At 36.9% G+C, this 19,754-nt stretch carries 9 protein-coding genes; all 9 read left to right on the top strand.

Annotated features, from left to right (window positions below; translation table 11 throughout):
• Positions 1–108: 108 nt before the first annotated feature.
• A complete protein-coding gene (locus tag HC176_RS02350; protein WP_167916570.1) occupies positions 109–3,366 on the top strand; it encodes a family 78 glycoside hydrolase catalytic domain in 3,258 nt (1,085 codons plus the stop codon).
• A gap of 24 nt (positions 3,367–3,390) precedes the next feature.
• A complete protein-coding gene (locus HC176_RS02345; RefSeq protein ID WP_167916569.1) occupies positions 3,391–5,916 on the top strand; it encodes a family 78 glycoside hydrolase catalytic domain in 2,526 nt (841 codons plus the stop codon).
• 16 nt (positions 5,917–5,932) lie between these two features.
• The gene (locus HC176_RS02340) at positions 5,933–9,181 is read left to right on the top strand and encodes a family 78 glycoside hydrolase catalytic domain (protein WP_167916568.1); all 3,249 of its coding nucleotides are present in this window, start codon (positions 5,933–5,935) and stop codon (positions 9,179–9,181) included.
• Between the two features lie 10 nt (positions 9,182–9,191).
• The gene (locus HC176_RS02335) at positions 9,192–10,601 is read left to right on the top strand and encodes an L-fucose/L-arabinose isomerase family protein (RefSeq protein WP_167916567.1); all 1,410 of its coding nucleotides are present in this window, start codon (positions 9,192–9,194) and stop codon (positions 10,599–10,601) included.
• A 104-nt stretch (positions 10,602–10,705) separates the two neighbouring features.
• Complete coding sequence (locus HC176_RS02330; RefSeq protein WP_167916566.1) at positions 10,706–13,087, top strand: alpha-L-rhamnosidase-related protein; 2,382 nt, start codon at positions 10,706–10,708, stop codon at positions 13,085–13,087.
• A gap of 19 nt (positions 13,088–13,106) precedes the next feature.
• A complete protein-coding gene (locus HC176_RS02325; protein ID WP_167916565.1) occupies positions 13,107–13,811 on the top strand; it encodes a 3-keto-disaccharide hydrolase in 705 nt (234 codons plus the stop codon).
• A gap of 67 nt (positions 13,812–13,878) precedes the next feature.
• On the top strand, positions 13,879–15,804 hold the full coding sequence (locus HC176_RS02320; RefSeq protein ID WP_167916564.1) for a heparinase II/III domain-containing protein: 1,926 nt from the start codon (positions 13,879–13,881) through the stop codon (positions 15,802–15,804).
• Positions 15,805–15,821: 17 nt separating this feature from the next.
• On the top strand, positions 15,822–18,188 hold the full coding sequence (locus tag HC176_RS02315) for a beta-galactosidase (protein ID WP_167916563.1): 2,367 nt from the start codon (positions 15,822–15,824) through the stop codon (positions 18,186–18,188).
• 13 nt (positions 18,189–18,201) lie between these two features.
• Entirely contained in the window at positions 18,202–19,752 is a 1,551-nt protein-coding gene (locus HC176_RS02310; protein WP_167916562.1) for a sulfatase, read from the top strand.
• The last annotated feature ends 2 nt before the right edge of the window (positions 19,753–19,754 follow it).

The raw sequence follows: 19,754 nt of genomic DNA, 5'->3' as shown, positions 1-19,754 counted from the left end.
TTTACATCATCTAGATTAGAATAATCGTAGGCATACAGGTTTCAGCATGATGCATTTGTAAAAGTGTTTTTCTAATTTATCGATCATACTAACTAAACTTTCTAAAAAATGAAAATTACACCTATCACCACTAGGTTTTCATCACTCGTCATAATTATTACATTTTTTTCATTGGTGGCGTGCAAACCTTCTTCAATTACTATTGAAGAATTGAAGTGCGAATACCGAACTAATCCTTTAGGCATTGACAATACAGCCCCAAGATTTAGTTGGATTATGGTGGACGCTGAGAAATCCCGTGGTCAAAAACAAACCGCTTACCAAGTTTTAGTCGCTAGTAGTTTAGAACAATTAAATGCTGATACAGGAGATCTATGGGATTCTGGAAAAATAACATCCAATCAATCAGTTAATGTGAAGTTTGATGGAAATACTTTAGAATCTGGAAAGCACTATTTCTGGAAGGTGAAGATTTGGGATGCGAATGGTTTAGAGTCTAATTGGAGCGAGATAACTCATTTTTCAATGGGATTATTGAACCCAGAAGATTGGAAAGGCAAATGGATTTATAAAAAAAATCAAAATAAAAAAGACCACAATTGGTATAGAAAAAATGTGTCTTTTAATAAAGTACCTCAATCTGCATTCATGCATGTAGCCTCTTTTGGGTATCACGAATTGTACGTGAATGGAAAGAAAGTAGGTGATGAGGTGATGAATCCTGTCAACTCGTTCCTTAAAAAACGCTTGCCTTACCTCACCTATGATATTAAAGATTATTTAAAGGAAGGAGATAATGTTATTGGTATTTGGCATGCCGCAGGTTGGGCAAGATGGGGACGTGTAAAAGATTATTTCGATCCGCCTTTTGTATTTAAAGCTCAGGCTAATATTGATATGGGGGAAGACACTATTACTTTGGTTTCTGATGCTTCATGGAAATGTAAAAAAAGCTACAGTTCTTACAATAGTTCTTGGGATATATTGGATTTTGGTGGAGAGATTATTGATGAACGTTTACGCGAAGACGATTGGAATACCGCTGAATATGATGATAGCAATTGGGATAATGCTGAAGTTTTTAATAACAATGAAGCTGAAGAAGTTGGTATTGCTAATGTAAACCTTGGCCCTAAAGGAGCAGTAAGAGCACCTAGTACAGATGCTAATCCACCAACTAGTAAGATTACGGCGACCTTAAGTGCGCAAATGGTAGAACCTCAAGTAAAGTTTAAGGAGGTAAAACCCATAGGTGTTGAAAAGAAGGAAGATGGTACTTATGTTATTGATATGGGCGAAAACTACACTGGTTATTTCGAAATGAACATGTATAATGGTAAAGTGGGCGATACTGTTACTTTTGAAATTGCCGACCATAAAGAGGTGTCCACATCTTGGGAACAGCGCAGTAAATACATTTATGATGAAACTGGAAAGGGACATTTTAGCAACCGATTCAATTTGGCAGGAGGACGTTTTGTAACGGTTTATGGTATTAATTATAAACCCGAATTAAAAGATATTAAAGGCTATGTTATTACCAATAATCGCAAACAAATAAGTCAGTTTGAAAGCTCAAGCGCATTGTTAAATAAGATTTACCAAGTGAATCTGAATACCTACCTCGCTAATACAATAGATGGTATTTTGGTTGACTGTCCACATCGCGAACGTCGTGGTTGGGGAGAAGTTACCGTGGCCGCTATGTACGGAGATGCACTACCTAATTTTGAAAGTGGCGCCTACATGATGCAATATGCGCAATTTATGCAAGACGCTCAGGCAGATGATGGAAAAATGCGAGCAGTAATTAATGGCGACGATTTTGAGTTTTTAATGTGGATGGCCAACAGCCCAATAACCATTTGGGAAACTTACCGAATGTTGGGTGACAAACAATTGTTAGAAAACCATTATCCAACATTAAAAAAATGGATGCATTGGTTGTATGAACACTCCAACTATGAAACTCAAGATGCTTTAAGAATTGGTGAACGAGGTACTTTAGAATTTCCTGGTTTGGGCGATTGGTGTACACCTAGAGGTAATTTTTGGACCTCGAGCAACTCGCCAGAATCAGAGCATTTTAATAATTGTGTATATGCTTTTATGTTAGAATCGGCTTTAGAAATTGCAAAAACCCTCAATAAAAAGGATGATGTAAAACTATTTTCAGACCGTTTAGATGTACAACGAAAGGCAACACATCAAAAGATATATGATGAGCAAACTGGAAAATACGGAGAAGGGCATCAAGTAAATCAGGCTTTTGCTCTGCTTTCTGGAGTTACTCCAGAGTCAGAACAACAAAAGGTTTACGATAATTTGGTGGACCAAGTTTTATATAAATTTCCCTATTACGATACGGGAAGTTCGGGTCAGGCCCTTTATACCCGCTATTTTATAGAGCATGGGGAGCGCATGGATTTAATTTATGAACTGTTAAAAGACAAACGACACCCTAGTTACGGCTACTTTTTGGAGCAAGGTAAAACCGTGTGGCCAGAACGTTGGTCGGCTATTGGAAACAGTCAAATTCATACTTGTTACACGGGTATTGGTGGTTATTTTATCAAAGGTTTTGCGGGAATCAGACCAGACCCAGAGCAACCAGGAATGCAACAATTTATCGTGAAACCTGCTCCTGTTGGTGATTTAACTTTTGTAAATGCAAGTTACCAATCGCCTTACGGTGCCATTGTTTCAAATTGGAAAATTACTGATGATACCGCAACATTTCATATTGAAATCCCGGTAAATACTTCAGCCAAAATTTATATCCCAGCAAATGAAAAAGATTCTGTTTTTGAAGGAGGGACCAACGCTAAAAAGTTTGAAGGTATTGAATACATCGGTTCTGAGAAAAGCGATGCAGTTGGTAATTATGTGATTTTTGAAGTGGCTTCTGGTGTGTACGATTTTGAAGTATCTGAATTACCAAAAATAACTTACCCTGAGCCTTTAAATAAACCTGAAAATTTAGCACTAATTGGTCGTATGAATGCCTCTTCAATGACTATCGATTCTGAAAAACTACCTCTTTATGAAGCGTTTAGAGCAAATGATGAAAATCTAGAAACACATTGGAAAGCTGGTTCTAAAACCAACGAATGGTTGGAAGTTGAATGGTTTAAACCACAGACCTTTAACAAAATTGTAATTCATGAAATAGGGGGTCATATTTCCAACTATAAAATTCAATATTTTGAAGATGAACAATGGATGAATTTAGCCGAAGATAAAGCTTGTGGTTCTGATAAAAAGCATCAGTTTCAACAGATAACGGCTTCAAAATGTAGAATACTCATACAAGCTTCTAATGCTATTCCTCAAATTTCTGAAATCGAAATATATCATTCAAACTAAAATTTTAAAATTGAAATGACTATTATGAGACTTTTTAAAAAATATATATATTTAATAGCTTGTTTTGGAACACTATACTTTCTGTTTAGCAGTTGTTCGCAATCAAACAAAAAGGAATCAGAGATTGCATTACATGTAAATGTATTCACTTCCATAAACTGGGACAGTGCCAAATGGATTGGCTACACCAAAGACCAACGCCCAGAAAAATGGGCAGCGAGAGATTTGGTGCGTAACCAACCACCCATGAATATTAATACCTGGGAGCCCACGGAAGAGGACCTAAAAGTAACCAGACGTAAAACCCATCCTTCTGTGCTTCTAAGAAAATCATTTTCAATAACTAAAGAAGTAACATCAGCAGAAGTAGCTATTTGTGGGCTAGGGCTTTATGAACTGTATTTAAACGGTAAAAAAGTGGGCGATCGTGTACTCGACCCTGCTCAAACCTCATACGATAAGCGGGCTTTTTATGTACGTCATGATATTACCGAAGCGATTAGTAAAAATAACAGTGTAGGGGTAATGTTGGGAAATGGGTTTTATGGTCAAAATATGGCGTTTTGGCCAGGGCTAGCTTATGGAAACCCCAGAGCAATTTTGGTGTTAAATATTCTGTATAAAGATGGGACTAAAGAACAAATTGTTACTGATGAAAGCTGGAAGGCACATAGTAGCCCTATTCTTTTTGATAATATTTATTTAGGTGAAACTTACGATGCACGAGCGGAGTTGAGCGATTGGAGTACCTTTAAGTTTGATGATACCTCATGGGAAACCCCAGAAATTATGAAAGCACCAACACAAAATTTATTGGAGCAGGATTTAGAACCCATGAGAAAGATTAGAACAGTTACACCTATAGCAACTTGGAAAGCAGAAAAGGGGTGGATTTTAGACATGGGGCAAAACATGACAGGTTGGTTAGCCATTTCTGTAAAAGAAAAAGAAGGTACTGTTGTAAAAATGCGTTTTGCCGAACATCTTATGCCCGATAAGCAAAATATAGACCCAGCATCTACTGGAATTCACGTAACTGGAAATACGCAAACCGATGTGTATATCTGTAAAGGCGATGGCATTGAAACTTGGGAACCCCGCTTTACCTATCATGCCTTTCGGTATGTTCAAATTGAAGGATTAAGTAAAACACCAGATTTAAGTCAATTTACGGGTTGGCTGGTACGCACAGATGCAGAACGTATAGGAACTTTTAAATGTTCAGACCCATTAATAAACAAGTTTTACGACGTGTCCATGTGGACTATCGAAGATAATATTCAAGGGTTGTTGAGTGATTGTCCGCACCGAGAACGTTGTGCTTGGATGGGAGATGCTTATGTGGTGGCTGAGGCAGCAAGTTTTAATTTTGATTTAAAGCACTTGTGGCAAAAAACATCCTCAGATATGGAAACAGTTTTGGGGGTGTCTAAGGCACATTTTAAAGATCCTTTTCCTTATGATTCGCGAGCGCCGTCTAATATTTCCGTTGGAAAACGGCTCTGTTTACAAGCGCGACCAGATTGGGGAGCAGCCACTATTATGGTGCCATGGTTTTCGTATGTGTATTATGGCGATACAGCTATTATTGAAGGCGCTTGGGATATGATGGAAGGCTGGATGGCTTATCTAGATGAAAAGGTACAAGAAGATGGTATTATTAATGGCGGATTTGGCGATTGGTGCCCTCCTGGAGGTAATCCAGAAATGGATACACCACCCGCATTGACATCAACAGCTTTATATTATCAGTCCTTAACGTCCATGGAAAAAATGGCATTGGTTTTAGATAAAAAGGAAGTTGCGAGTAAATATGCCGAAAAAGCGAAATTTGTTAAGACCGCTTTTAATAAAACCTTTTTTAATGTAGAAACTAAATCATATGGTTCCCAAACGGGTAATGCATTTGCATTGTATTCCGGTTTGGTTCCTGAAGGCTTAGAGCAGCTGGTTGCCGATAATTTAGCAAACCTAATCATGAAAGATAAAAATGGGCATTACAGTACAGGTATTTTTGGGCATCGTCCGCTATACACCGTATTAAATGATTACGGACATGATGCAGTGACAAAGCACTTGTGGAGTATTACCGATTATCCGAGTTTAGGTTTTATGACCGAGGAACACGATTTAACCGTATGGCCAGAGGGTGTTAGCAATTGGGATAAAAAGGAGCGGTATTATCGACATTCATTTAACCACCCCATGCAAAGTGGTTTTGCTGCTAGTTTTCACGAAAGTTTAGGAGGGATACGACCAGATGAAGATTTTCCAGGATTTGAGCGATTTATTTTAAGGCCAACTTTTTTATCAGGCTTGCAATGGTGCGAAGCCACTCATAAATCACCCAGAGGTGAAATTGAAAGTTCTTGGAAAAAAGAAGGTTCACAAATTATTTGGTCAATTTCAGTACCTGATAATTCCGAAGCTATTATTCAGCTGCCACATTATCAAAAAGAACAAATCACATTAAACAATACAGTAACAAATGCTAACGTATTTAATGTGCCTTCAGGTGAACATACTATACGGATATCAAATTCAAAATAAAAAAAGTAGTGTTATAGTGAAGCATCTAAGAAATTTTGGAACATATCTAATCATTGCATTGGTTCTTAATACGTTAAGCAGTTGTAATACTAAACCATTAGAAGTAAAGGTTACGGAACTGAAATGTGAATATAAATCGAACCCTTTAGGAATTGATAATACGGCACCAAGGTTAAGTTGGAAATTGCTAGAGGATTTGCAAACAAGAGGGCAAAAACAAACTGCTTATCAAATTTTAGTGTCCAGTACCTTAGAAAATTTAGAAAGCAATAATGGCGATGTTTGGGATTCTGATAAAATTGAAACCAACCAATCTGTAAATATCAATTATCAAGGAAAAGCATTAGAATCGGCAAAACAATATTACTGGAAAGTAAAAATTTGGGATAAAGATGAAGTCGCTTCAAACTGGAGTACACCAGCCAATTTTTCAATGGGCTTATTAAACCAATCTGATTGGAAAGGCGATTGGATTTTAAGACCAGACCAGAAAAAGACAGACCATAATTGGTACAGAAAGAATTTCGAATTAAAAGATAATCCTTCCTCAGCATTTGTATTTGTAGGCTCTTTCGGTTATCACGAATTGTACGTAAATGGTGAAAAAATTACGGATAATGTGTTGAATCCGGTGTCTTCATACATGAAGAAACGGATTCCTTACCTCACTTATGATGTATCGGATAAATTGAAGGAAGGCGATAATGTAATTGCCATTTGGCATGCCGCAGGTTGGTCCCGTTGGGAAAGAATAAGAGAATATCGCAATATCCCTTTTGTCTTTAAAGCACAGGCAGAAATTGTTGTTGGCGATGAGCATACCACTTTAAAAACCGATACCTCTTGGAAAACCAAAAAAAGCCATTCCGAATATTATGGCGATTGGGATATTTTGCGTTTTGGTGGTGAAACCATTGATGACAGAAAAAAGGAAAACGATTGGTGTAATGCCGATTATGACGATAGCGATTGGATAAACGCCACTGTTTATAATCATGAAGTATTAAACACCAAAATACCTGAAGGGAATAATATCAGTATAGCACTAAATAGTAATAAAGACAGAGAACTTCGGGCTTTATACGGTCCTATAAAGGCAGAGCTAAGTGCGCAAATGGTGGAGCCTCAAGTAAAATTTGAAGAATTAAGAGCTAAGGCTATTCGAAACAATAGAAATGGTACATTTCGCATTGATATGGGACGCAATTATACGGGCTTCTTCGAAATGAAATTACAAAATGGAGTGGAAGGCGATTCTATACTTTTTGAAATAAGCGACCAAAAAGAAGTAGTTATGAATTGGAAGCAAAAAAGCAAATATATTTTCGGGAAATCTGGAAAAGGTACATTTACTAACCGTTTTAATGTTGCTGGAGGCCGTTATGTTACAGTTTATGGTTTAAAATATGAACCAAAGGTAAACGATGTAAAAGGTTATGTGGTAACCAATGATAGAAAACAAATTAGCCAATTTAGATCTTCCGATTCATTGTTGAACAGGATTTACGAAGTAAATCTTGATACCTATCTCGCAAATACTATGGATGGTATTTTGGTAGATTGTCCGCATCGCGAACGCCGAGGTTGGGGAGAGGTTACGGTGGCCGCCATGTACGGTGATGCGCTTCCAAATTTCGAAAGTGGCGCTTATATGGACCAATATTTACAATATACCAGAGATGCGCAACTTTCCGATGGACAGATACGTGCCGTAATTAACGAGGAAGACCGTCCATTTTTAATGTGGAAGGCAAATAGTCCTTTAACCGTTTGGGAAACCTACCGCATGTTGGGTGATAAAAAGGTGCTGGAAGATAATTATGAATCTATGCAGAAATGGATGAATTGGTTGTACAACAATTCCAATTTTAGTCAAGGAGGTGCTTTAAAAATTGGTGAGCGTGGTAAACGAGAAATGCCTGGATTAGGGGATTGGTGTACACCACGTGGTAATTTTTGGGATAGCAGTAATTCTCCGGGAGCAGCCCACTTCAATAATTGCTTATATGCTTATATGTTAGGATGTGCCAAGGGGATAGCTAAGGCTTTGGGTAAAACTGAAGATGAAAAGGAATATGCGAAGCGATTGGAAGTGCAACAAAAGGCAACACATGCTTTATCATATGATGCAGATACTGGAAAGTATTCAGATGGCATACAGGTGAATCAAGCTTTTGCATTGTTAACAGGTGTAACTCCAGAAGAGGAAACCGAAAAAGTAACCTCACAATTGGAAAACAATGTGCTATATGATTTCCCATATTACGATACAGGGAGTTCCGGACAAGCGCTTTACACACGTTATTTTATTGAATCTGGAGAGCGTATGGATTTGGTTTACGAGTTGTTAAAAGACAAGCATCACCCTAGTTACGGCTACTTTTTAGAGCAGGGGCATACCACGTGGCCAGAGCGTTGGTCTGCCGTTGGTAATAGTCAAATTCACACCTGTTATACCGGTATTGGTGGCTATTTTATAAAAGGTTTTGGTGGTATTCGTCCCAATCCGGAACAACCGGGTATGCAAGAGATGTTGATTAAACCTGCGGTTGTGGGCGATTTAAAATTCGCCAATACCGAATACAAATCCATGTATGGTAACGTGGTTGTGAATTGGGAAAAACAGGATGGGGGTACTTCGTTTCATATTGAAATCCCAGCAAATACTTCGGCAATGGTATATTTGCCCGCCAATGATAAAAATGATGTTTATGAAAGTGGGCAATTAGCTGAAACATCTGAAGGAGTTGAATATGTGGGTTCAGAACAAAATAAAGCGGTTGGCAATTACATCATATACAATGTAGCGTCGGGTATTTATGATTTTAAAGTGAATGCCTTACCAAAAACAGAGTTTCCAGACCCAATACATGCACCAAGCAACTTAGCATCAATTGGAAGAATGAATGCGTCATCCATGTTTATAGAAACTGAAAAACTACCCGGATTTGAAGCCTTTAAAGCTAACGATGACAATGAAGAAACTAGATGGCTTGCCAATGGTAACACGAATCAGTATTTAGAGGTAGAATGGGTAAAGCCTCAAACATTTAATAAAGTAGTTATTGATGAATACGGACAGAATATTTCAAAATATACCATTGAATATTTTCAAAATGATGAATGGGTTATTTTGGCTAAGGGCTCTAAATGTGGAGCAAATAAAGAACACGTTTTTGATGCGGTAACTTCTAATAAGTGTAGGGTATTTATTGAAGAAGCAGATAAAGCCCCCTCAATTAAGGAAATTAAAATTTTTAAATAAATAGTAGCAGATGAAAGTAGGATTATTTGGTATTGGTTTAGATACGTATTGGCCCCAGTTTGAAGGTTTGTTAGAACGATTAGAAGGCTATCAGCAGCAAATAGCCAATAAAATGGAAAGTTTTGGTGCCGAAGTTGTAAATGTAGGTTTGGTAGATTCGCCTGTGGTAGCCCGTGAGAAAGCACAAGTTTTAAAAACCGAAGATGTGGATATATTATTTTTATACGTGTCTACTTATGCATTATCTTCAACTGTGTTGCCAGTAGTTCAAAAATTAAAATGTCCAACCATTATTTTGAATATTCAACCTGTGGCTGCGATTGATTATAAGAGTTTTAATAAACTTGGAGACCGAGGTGCCATGACTGGCGAATGGCTAGCGCATTGTCAAGCATGTTCGGTTCCAGAGTTGGCCAATGTGTTTAACCGTTCGGGAATAGATTATGAATTTGTAACGGGTTATCTTGACGAGCAAGCTGTTTGGGACGATATTCAAGATTGGATTGATGCCGCCAAAGTTGCTAAAGTTATGGCGAATAATCGCTTGGGTGTTTTAGGTCATTATTACTGCGGAATGTTAGATGTGTATGCAGACCTAACAAAACAATCTGCAGCCTTCGGTACACACATTGAAATTGTAGAAATGTGCGAGGTGAAAAAATACCGAGATGCCGCAACCGAGACAGAGGTAGAAGCAAAAATAGCTGAATTTAGAAGCGCCTTTGACGTGATTGATGCCTGTGAACAATCAGAATTAGTACGGGCCGCAAAAACCTCTATAGCTTTAGATAAATTGGTTGAAAACCATAATTTAGGCTCTATGGCTTATTATTATGAAGGTGAAACTGCCAACGATTATGAAAATATAGTTACTTCTGTAATTGCAGGTAACACGCTTCTAACAGGAAAAAATGTTCCTGTAGCTGGTGAGTATGAAGTGAAGAATGCACAAGCTATGAAAATCATGGATGCTTTTGGTGTTGGCGGTTCATTTTCAGAATTTTATGCTATGGATTTTAATGATGACATCGTCATCTTAGGGCATGATGGTCCAGCGCATTTTGCAATAGCGGAAGGAAAGGTACAACTCGTACCGCTACCTGTTTATCATGGTAAACCCGGAAAAGGTTTATCCATTCAAATGACGGTACAACACGGTCCGGTAACCTTATTGTCTGTTGTAGAAGGGAAAGACGACGTGTTTTTATTAGTAGCAGAAGGCGAATCGGTGCAAGGGCCAGTATTGCATATTGGTAACACTAATAGCCGTTACCGTTTTTCAATCGGGGCACGCGCTTTTATGAACGAATGGTCTAAACAAGGGCCATCCCATCATTGTGCCATAGGTGTGGGGCATATTGCTAATAAGATTGAGAAGTTAGGGAATTTATTGAACCTAAGAGTGGTTAGAATTTGTTGAAAATTTAGTTTAAACCATGATATTACAGGATAATTAAAAGCTAATCTTTGGTTAATTTTCCATTCTAAAAAAAAAAATCAAAAGTTTTTAATCCTAAATTAGTAATGTCAATACTACTTAAAACAATACAATTTCTAAAACACTCAATTGTATTTTTGTTAGTAATACTTTGCACATCAGCTTTTAATAATACTTCAAATTGGGGTAGTGCACAATGGATTTGGCAAGAAGAAGCTGGACCTGCCAATACTTGGGTGGCCTTTAGAAAGGAATTCAACCTTAAGGACATTCCTGAAAACGCATTGGCAAATATTGCTGTAGATACCAAATACTGGCTTTGGGTTAATGGGGAAATGGTTCTGTTTGAAGGCGGTTTAGCACGAGGAGCTGCACCGGATTCCAATTATTATGATGAGGTCAATTTAAAATCATACCTAAAGGAAGGAAAAAACACCATTGCTATTTTAGTGTGGTATTGGGGCAGAACCCGAAAAGTACATGATGATAGTGGTAAAGGTGGTTTATTGTTTTATGCGGATTTAGGACAGCAAGTTTTAGAATCTGATACAACTTGGAAAATCAAAGTTCACCCTGCTTACGACCCCAAAAGTGGCGGGGGAGGAGGTAGTGCCAATCGGGTTAATGCTTACAATGTGAAATTTGATGCCCAAAAAAGTTTAGGTGATTGGACAGATAATGCTTGGTACACGAACAATTATGATGATAGAAACTGGGATAAACCCATTGTAAAAGGTGTTGCCAATGGCCAACCTTGGGGGACTTTAGTAAAACGTGCGATTCCACAATGGAATGATAGAGGTTTAGTAGATTATGACTCATTATCCTTAGGGAAAACTAAGGAAAAAATTATAAAATTACCTTTTACAAACACAACAGATTCTGTCGTTGTGATACATGCTAAATTACCTTTCAATCAGCAAATAACGCCCTATTTAAAAGTGAATAGTAAAGCTGGTAGAACCATTGTAGCAGAAATGGACAATCCCTTTAACATGCTTAAGGGAACTTACATTACTAAAGATGGTGTTCAGGAATTTGAAAGTTATTCCTGGATTAATGGTCATTTTGTGAAATATTCAATTCCTCCAGGGTTAGAAGTGCTAGAACTCAAATACAGATGGACTGGAGTGGGTGAAATGACTGGCCATTTTGAATGTAGTGACCCTTATTTTTCTAGACTCTGGTGGATGGCTAGAAATACATTATATGTATGTGCAAGAGATGGTTATATGGATTGCCCCGACAGAGAACGGGGGTTATGGATTGGTGATGTAGCAGACCAGACAGGAGCAGTTTTTTATACTTTGGATGAACCTGGGCGTTTGTTACTAAAAAAAGGAATCGATAATACCATTGCGTATCGAAGTGGTGATACCATTCAGGGGTTAGCACCTGGATTTGGAGCATATAGAGGAAAAAGTAGTGAGTTAACAGGGCAGAGTTTGCAATATATAGATCAAGGTATTTGGCAATACTACTACAATACAGGAGACAAAGCCACACTTGAAAATGCATATCCAGCTGTTGTAAGTTATTTAAAACTATGGTCTATGCAACCTAATGGATTGCCACAACATAGAAAAGGTTATGCCAATTGGGTAGATTGGGGTATAGATACAGACCCTGTCGCAACAAATGTAGTTCTTTATTATATAGCATTAAAGTCAGCCAAAAAAATGGCAATGGCTTTAGGAGAAACCAAAGATATTGCTTGGTACGATTCACGTATCAACAGTATTAAAAATAATTTCGAAAAGGAATATTGGCAAGGAAATCGTTATGGTTCTAAAAATAAATTAATTGAAGAACGTGTAAGTGCATTGGCTATTCTTAGTGGTTTAGCTAAAGAGGAACACCATACTATTTTAGTTGATAGCGTTTTAGTTCCTGTAAAAAAGTCAAGTCCACACATGGAATGGATAGCAGAAGAAGCGATTATGATTACTGGTCAATATGATAAAGGTTTGCAACGTATGAAAGACCGTTATCAAGAACAAGTAAACATGAAGTGGTTGACAACACTTTATGAAAAATACCAACCAAAATTAAGAGGTACGTATAATCACGCTTGGAATGCGCCTAATTACGTGTTGTCTAGATATATTGCAGGTATAAAGGCAACTGATGTGGCTTGGTCTTCATACGAAGTAAAACCAAATTTAGCTCACATGACTTCTGTAAAACAGATTGTACCTTCGGTACAAGGAGATATTACTGTAGAAGTTAATAAAACAGCAAGCAACTATCAACTAGATTTAATTTCTCCAGAAAAAACTACAGCCACAGTTTACATTCCTAAAGAAGAGAAAGAAATTGCAAAAATTTTGGTAAATGGTAAAAATGTTTGGAGAAAAAATAAGTTGAAAAAGCAAATAGAAGGATTTGATTTTAAAAGTGAAGATGATGAATTTTTAGTTTTTCAGATTAAACCTGGTACATGGCAGTTGACAGCTTCTTATAAATAACTGACAAAAAAACTTTCTTATGAATACAAAAAAACAGCTTATCTTTTTATTTAGCGCAGTGCTACTATCAATTACTGCAATAGCACAAAACAATCAAAATAATAAAAAACAGCTACTAAATACAGATAAAGAACCAAAACTAAAAAGTAAAAAATTCAAGTCACTTTTCGACGGCAAAACATTAAACGGTTGGTCAACCCAACAAGGTACTATGAAGTTTGAGGTCATCAATGGAGAAATTGTTGGGACCTGTAGTGCAGGACCAAGTACTTTTTTATGTACCGATAAAGAGTATAAAGATTTCATTTTTACTTGTGAAATGAAATGGGAAGTTGATGGTAATACAGGTGTTCAAATCCGCTCTAGAATCCGAAAAGACCCGAATAGAAATACTGTAATTGGTCCACAAGCCGAAATGGAAGATTTGGCTAAAAATGGCCGTGGTTGGTCAGGCGGTATCTACGGTCAAAATTGTGGTGGCTGGTTCTATCCTTTAAAAGCACCTGAACATAAACCGTTAAAAGATGCTATTGATAGAAGTGGCTGGAACAGACTTACCATTAAAGTGGAAGGGAATGTTTTTAAAACATGGGTAAACGGTATTCCGGCCGCATATTGGGTTGATGAAAAGAATGAATTTCCTAAAGGGTTTATCGGACTTCAGGTGCACGGCGGAAAACAAGGCATTATTCATTGGAGAAATTTAAAAATTAGAGAACTTTAAAATGAATCTAAGTTGTTCTACAGGAAATAAACAAATGTTTTTAGATGAAAAGACTAAAGCTAGATCAATGAATATATCATTGATTTTGTTGTTTTTAATATTTTTTTCGATTCATTACTCTACATCAGCACAACGGGATTTTTTAGCAGCATCTTGTATTCAAGAAGAGTTGCGGGAAATGTTAGTGATGGATCAAAAATGGGTTAATTATCCAGATTATAGCAATCGAGAAGCGTGGAACAATTTATTGGGAAATCATAAAGTGAGTTTGATTGAAAAGGGAGAAGAATACCTAGATTACAAATGGCAAGTGGTTAGAGCAACCGATTATCTCGATTATTCCAGAACGGGTAATCGCAATACCATGCAAGATCCCTATTTTGATAATCAAGATGCGCTTAGTGCATTACTTCTAGCGGAATTGGCCGAAGGAAAAGGACGGTTTTTAGATCAGATCATTGATGGTGTATTTGTGAGTTGCGAGATGACCTCTTGGGTACTATCCGCACATTTCAAAATTTCGGCAAAAAAAATAAAAAATCACTTTCCTGATGTTAACGAAAACTTGATTGGCTTGTATTCTTCGCAAACCGGAGCTATGTTGTCATGGGCATATTATTTCTTGAATAAGGAGTTTGATAAAGTGAATCCACTTATTGCAGAGCGTATTCAGTTTGAAGTGAAAAAGCGTATTCTAGAACCTTATATGAATATGAATTATTGGTGGACAGCACTTCCGCCTTATGCCAAAAACAAACCAAAAGTAAACAACTGGAATCCGTGGTGTAATGCCAATGTATTGCAATGTTTTATGTTGATGGAAAACGATAAAGAGAAATTGGCTGAAGCTGTGTATCGTTCCATGCAATCTGTAGACATGTTTATTAATGAAGATAAAGATGGTGCCTGCGACGAAGGTCCAGGTTATTGGGGAGTTGCAGCAGGAAAAATGTTCGATTATTTAGACTTGTTGGAAAAATTGACCTCAGGAAAGGTTTCCATTTTTGACAAACCCGAAATAAAAGCGATGGCAGAATATGTTTACCGGGCCAATATAGGCAATGGATGGGTAGTTAATTTTGCCGATGCTTCAGCCAAGAGCAGTGGGAATCCTTATTTTATTTATGCCTTTGGAAAAGCAGTTACAAGTCAAGATATGATGAATTTTGCAGCTTATTTGAAAGAGGAAAACCCAGAAACTACAGTTGCTTATAAAAGAGATATTGATAGAACTTTAAGAAATGCAACCATATCAAAGGAACTCGAGCATACTGAGCCCGTTTTTAAAGTTCCTTCCTTTTCCTGGTATCCTAAGACCGAATATTGCTTTATGAGTAATCCTCAAGGGCTTTTTGTGGCAGCAAAGGGCGGTTATAACCTAGAAAATCATAATCACAATGACGTAGGGTCGTTTATGTTTTATGTTAATGCAACGCCTATATTTATCGATACAGGAGTGGGGTCTTACACGGCCAAAACATTTGGCCCTGATCGTTACAGTCTTTGGACCATGCAAAGCAACTATCACAATGTGCCGCTTATTAATGGCGTTGCACAAAGTCCAGGGGCAAAATTCAAAGCAACTAATTCAAGTTTTAATAAAAATAAAAAAACTTTTACTACAGATATCTCCAAGGCCTATCCAGAGCAAGCTGGGGTAAAATCATGGACGCGTAGCTATCAATTAAAGAAAGATGGATTGAGCATCAAGGAGAAGTTTTCGCTAACAAAAACAATAGAACCCAATCAGCTTAATTTTATGACTTGGGGAGAGGTGAATTTGGGAAAACCAGGTGAAATTCTGGTAACTGCCAGAAACGAAATTGTTAAGCTCCTTTACGACGAAAACCAGTTTGAAGCTACTACAGAACCAATAGCGCTTACAGAAAAGAAATTGTCAAAAGTCTGGGGAAATACCATTTATAGGCTCACGCTAAAAGCTAAATCTATGGATATGGTTGGAAAGTATGAATTTGTAATACTAAAAGTCTAAAAAAGAACAACTTGATTATGAAAAAAAGAATGCGTGTAGTCGTTTTATTGAGTATGAATTTATTGATATGTTTTACAACTCATGCTCAAAAGCACACTGTTAACGTAAAAGGAAGAGGTTTGAATCCAATGCCTGTATTAGATAATTGGGGTGGAAAAAGAGCTGGTGGCGCCCGTGTTTATGCCAATAATTATCATATTATGGAGGGAGGGAAACCTTTGGCAATAACCATGGGAGAATTCCATCCACAGCGTTACCCTCAAGAGGAATGGGAAAACGCACTGCTTGAAATAAAAGCTGGCGGTATTAATACGATCTCTTTTTACGTATTCTGGTCACTTATAGAAGCCTATCCAGGACAATTTAATTTTTCTGGGAATAACAATATTCGATATTTTATTGAATTATGTCAAAAACATGGTTTAAAGGCTATTCCTCGAATTGGACCTTACAATAATTCCGAATTTCTGATAGGAGGACTTCCACCTTGGATTTATGGAATGCCTTATAGAGAAAGAAGCAATGATCCAGGTTATTTGGCAGCTGTAAAAAATTATTATAGTGAATTATCCAAACAAATGAAAGGGTTGTACTGGCAACAAGGTGGACCAATTTATTATGTTCAACTTGAAAATGAATTAGGTCATGCTCCTGTTTCTTGGGAAACGTATTATAAAACTACTGCAAGTGATGAACATAGAGGTCCTAAAGATGGAGAAGAGTGGACCAAGCACTACTACAATTTGAGGGACATTGCTCAAGAAGTGGGTATAAATCCGTTGTATTTTTCAGCTACAGCATGGGGTAAACATCCTGGAGATTTTCCTGAAGGGTTTCTTCCTTTTTTTGGTGGTTATATGTATTTATTTCCTCCAGGTAAAAATAATAGTCGTATCACATCCTTTCGAACTTTTAAGCATGTTGGAAAAGTACCTGTAGGATTTTGTGAATTGGGAGCAGCAGGAACACCAACTCGATTAAATTTTTCCATTTTTCCACCAGCCATAAGTGCAGTTACCACTGCTACAACAGCTCTTGGAAGTATTGAGACACTTACATTAGGATATTACTTGTATCATGGAGGTAGTAATCCTGTAAGCGAGCGTTTTGGCTTTATGGGTAAAACGAACAATATGGCAATGATTTCTTATGATTTTAGAGCACCCATAAGTGAATTTGGACAACCTCGTCCTGCTTATTACATGCTTCGTCCAATTCACCAGTTTTTACTGAATTATTCAGAAGAATTAGCGAATACACAATTGGTACAGCAAGATATAGAAGAGAAAAACCTAGACCATGCTTGGATGAGATTAAGAGCCCGTGCAAATAATAATAGTGGTTTTTTAATTACCTCTTATTATGGAAACGTGAATCCCTTTAACGATACAGAAGTTAAAATGGAAGTAACTACGGATGATGGTAGTATTCATATTCCAAGTTCAGGCAAAATTTCCATTAAAAATGGTTATAACTGTATCTTTCCTTTTAACTTAACTCTTAAGAATGGTGTCAAACTTATTTCGGCAACAGCACAACCAACATCAATTTTAGAAACAAAAGGTGAATATTATCAGTTTTTTATTTCGCCTCACGATCAGTCAGCGGAGTTTGTTATTGCAACAAAAGAAGCTAAGCGTATTTCTTACAATGAGCAAAAGTTTAATGTGAATAAACCAAAGGCAACTATTAAAATAAGTCCTGATAAGAATAAAAAAATAAAAATTGTTTCAAAAAGTGGCAAAATTACCAATCTTGTCTTGCTGTCTAATGATGATGCAGAACATTCTATAGAAACAAATTTCAATGGGCAAAAGTATTTGCTCATTTCCAATCAAGATATCATTAGTACAAACTCTTCTATTTCGTTATCAAAGTGTAAAACAAATGACTTTTCTTTTTTATCATTTCCACAGATAAAAGGTGTTTCTATAAATGGGAAATCGCTTAAACCTAAAAAGAATGGCCTTTTTACGGAGTATAATACTTCGTTACCTAAAAAAGAAGTGGCTCTAGATATTGTTAAAATTAATGATGTGAAAACTTCTCTTTTCTTAAAGCCTGAAGTTTTTGAAGAATTAAATGATGTGTATATAAGTTTTAATTTTAGCGGAGATATCTGCCGACTTTTTGATTTGAAAGATGGTACTATGATTGGAGATGAATTTGGTGGTTTTTGGAGAATAGGTTTAAAACGTTTCAAAAATCAGTTGGCTAATGATGGGCTCATGTTACGAACAACTGCAGGTGCTAAAGTTAAAAATGTTGCAACAGATGATAATATGTTGCTTGATGAAGAAGTTACTGCAAAAAAGGATATAGTAAGTATTGGAGAAATATCTATAGAACCAGAATATAAAGTAACCTTTGAAATTAAAAACTAATTAAGTATTTATAATGAAAAAACGAATCACTCTTTTACTATTTAGTCTGTTGTTTATTGCAGTAAAAGCACAAAATACAAACAACAAGAAAATGAATATCGTGTTTATTCTGGCCGACGATTTGGGCTGGGCAGACGTAACACTTTATGGAAAAACCAAACTATACGAAACACCAAATTTAGAACGATTGGCTGCTCGTGGCGTAACTTTTACTCGGGCTTATGCTGCAAGTCCATTATGCTCGCCAACAAGAGCAAGTATTTTAACCGGGCAAACACCTGCACGTACAGGAATTACCTCACCAGATGCACATCAATCTAAAGTACAATTAAAAGCGTCGGTACCTCCAAAAGCCGCTCCAGATTCTAAAACAGTTGCTTGTAAACCTGCTACAAGATTAGATACTATTATTCCAACTTTAGGAAAATTATTAAAAGCAGATGGTTACAACACAGCACATTTTGGAAAGTGGCATTTAGGCAGAGAACCCTACACACCCATTCAACATGGATTTGATGTAGATATTCCGCATTGGGCTGGACCAGGACCAGCAGGTAGTTTTGTTGCACCTTGGAAATATTCAAATTTTAAAGCCAACTATAAAAACGAACATATTGAAGATAGAATGGCAGAGGAAGCTGTAAATTGGTTACGCTCACAAGATTTAAGTAAGCCTTTTTATATGAATTATTGGCAATTCTCGGTGCATGCTCCTTTTGATGCTAAAGAAAGTTTGATAAAGTATTACCAATCTAAAATCGATTTTACAGATTTACAACATTCGCCAACATACGCTGCTATGGTTCATTCCTTAGACCAAGCAGTTGGACGTTTGCTAGATGAAATAGATAGACTAGGAATTAGTGATAACACTGCCATTATTTTCTTTAGTGATAATGGGGGAAATATGTATAATGGAATTCGTGAAACAACACCATCTGGAGAAGAATTTATTACAGAACCCACAAGCAATCGTCCTTTACGAGGAGGTAAAGCCACCATTTACGAAGGTGGTACAAGAGTACCTTGTATTGTGGCATGGCCAAAAATTACACAAGCAGGAACAACATCAGATGTGATGATTCAATCAACAGATTTTTACCCAACAATATTGAATCAATTAGGAATCAAATTACCTAAAAAACACAAAATTGATGGTGTAGATATTACAAAAGCATTACAGGGCGAAAACCAAGATAGAGGACCAATCATTACCTATTTCCCTCATCAACCAAAAATACCAGATTGGTTGCCACCTTCGGTTTCTGTTCATGAGGGTGATTGGAAACTCATTAGAGTATTTTATAACGGAAAAGATTTTGCACACCAATATTTCTTATACAACTTAAAGCAAGATATTGGAGAAGTACATAATCTTGCAGGAAAATATCCAGAAAAAGTAAAACATTTAGATGCCATAATTGAAGCTCACCTTCAAGATACTAATGCGGTTTTACCAATTGCAAATCCTGCATTCGACCCAGAAAAATATCACCCAGAAGAAATAGGTATTCAAAAGGGAGGTTTGCGTGTGGCAAAAAGAATTGATAGGACTAAAAAATAGAA

The sequence above is a fragment of the Tamlana crocina genome, assembly GCF_012037625.1.
The sequence above is the reverse complement of the archived record's forward strand: the minus strand, read 5'-3'. Positions and strand labels throughout refer to the sequence as shown.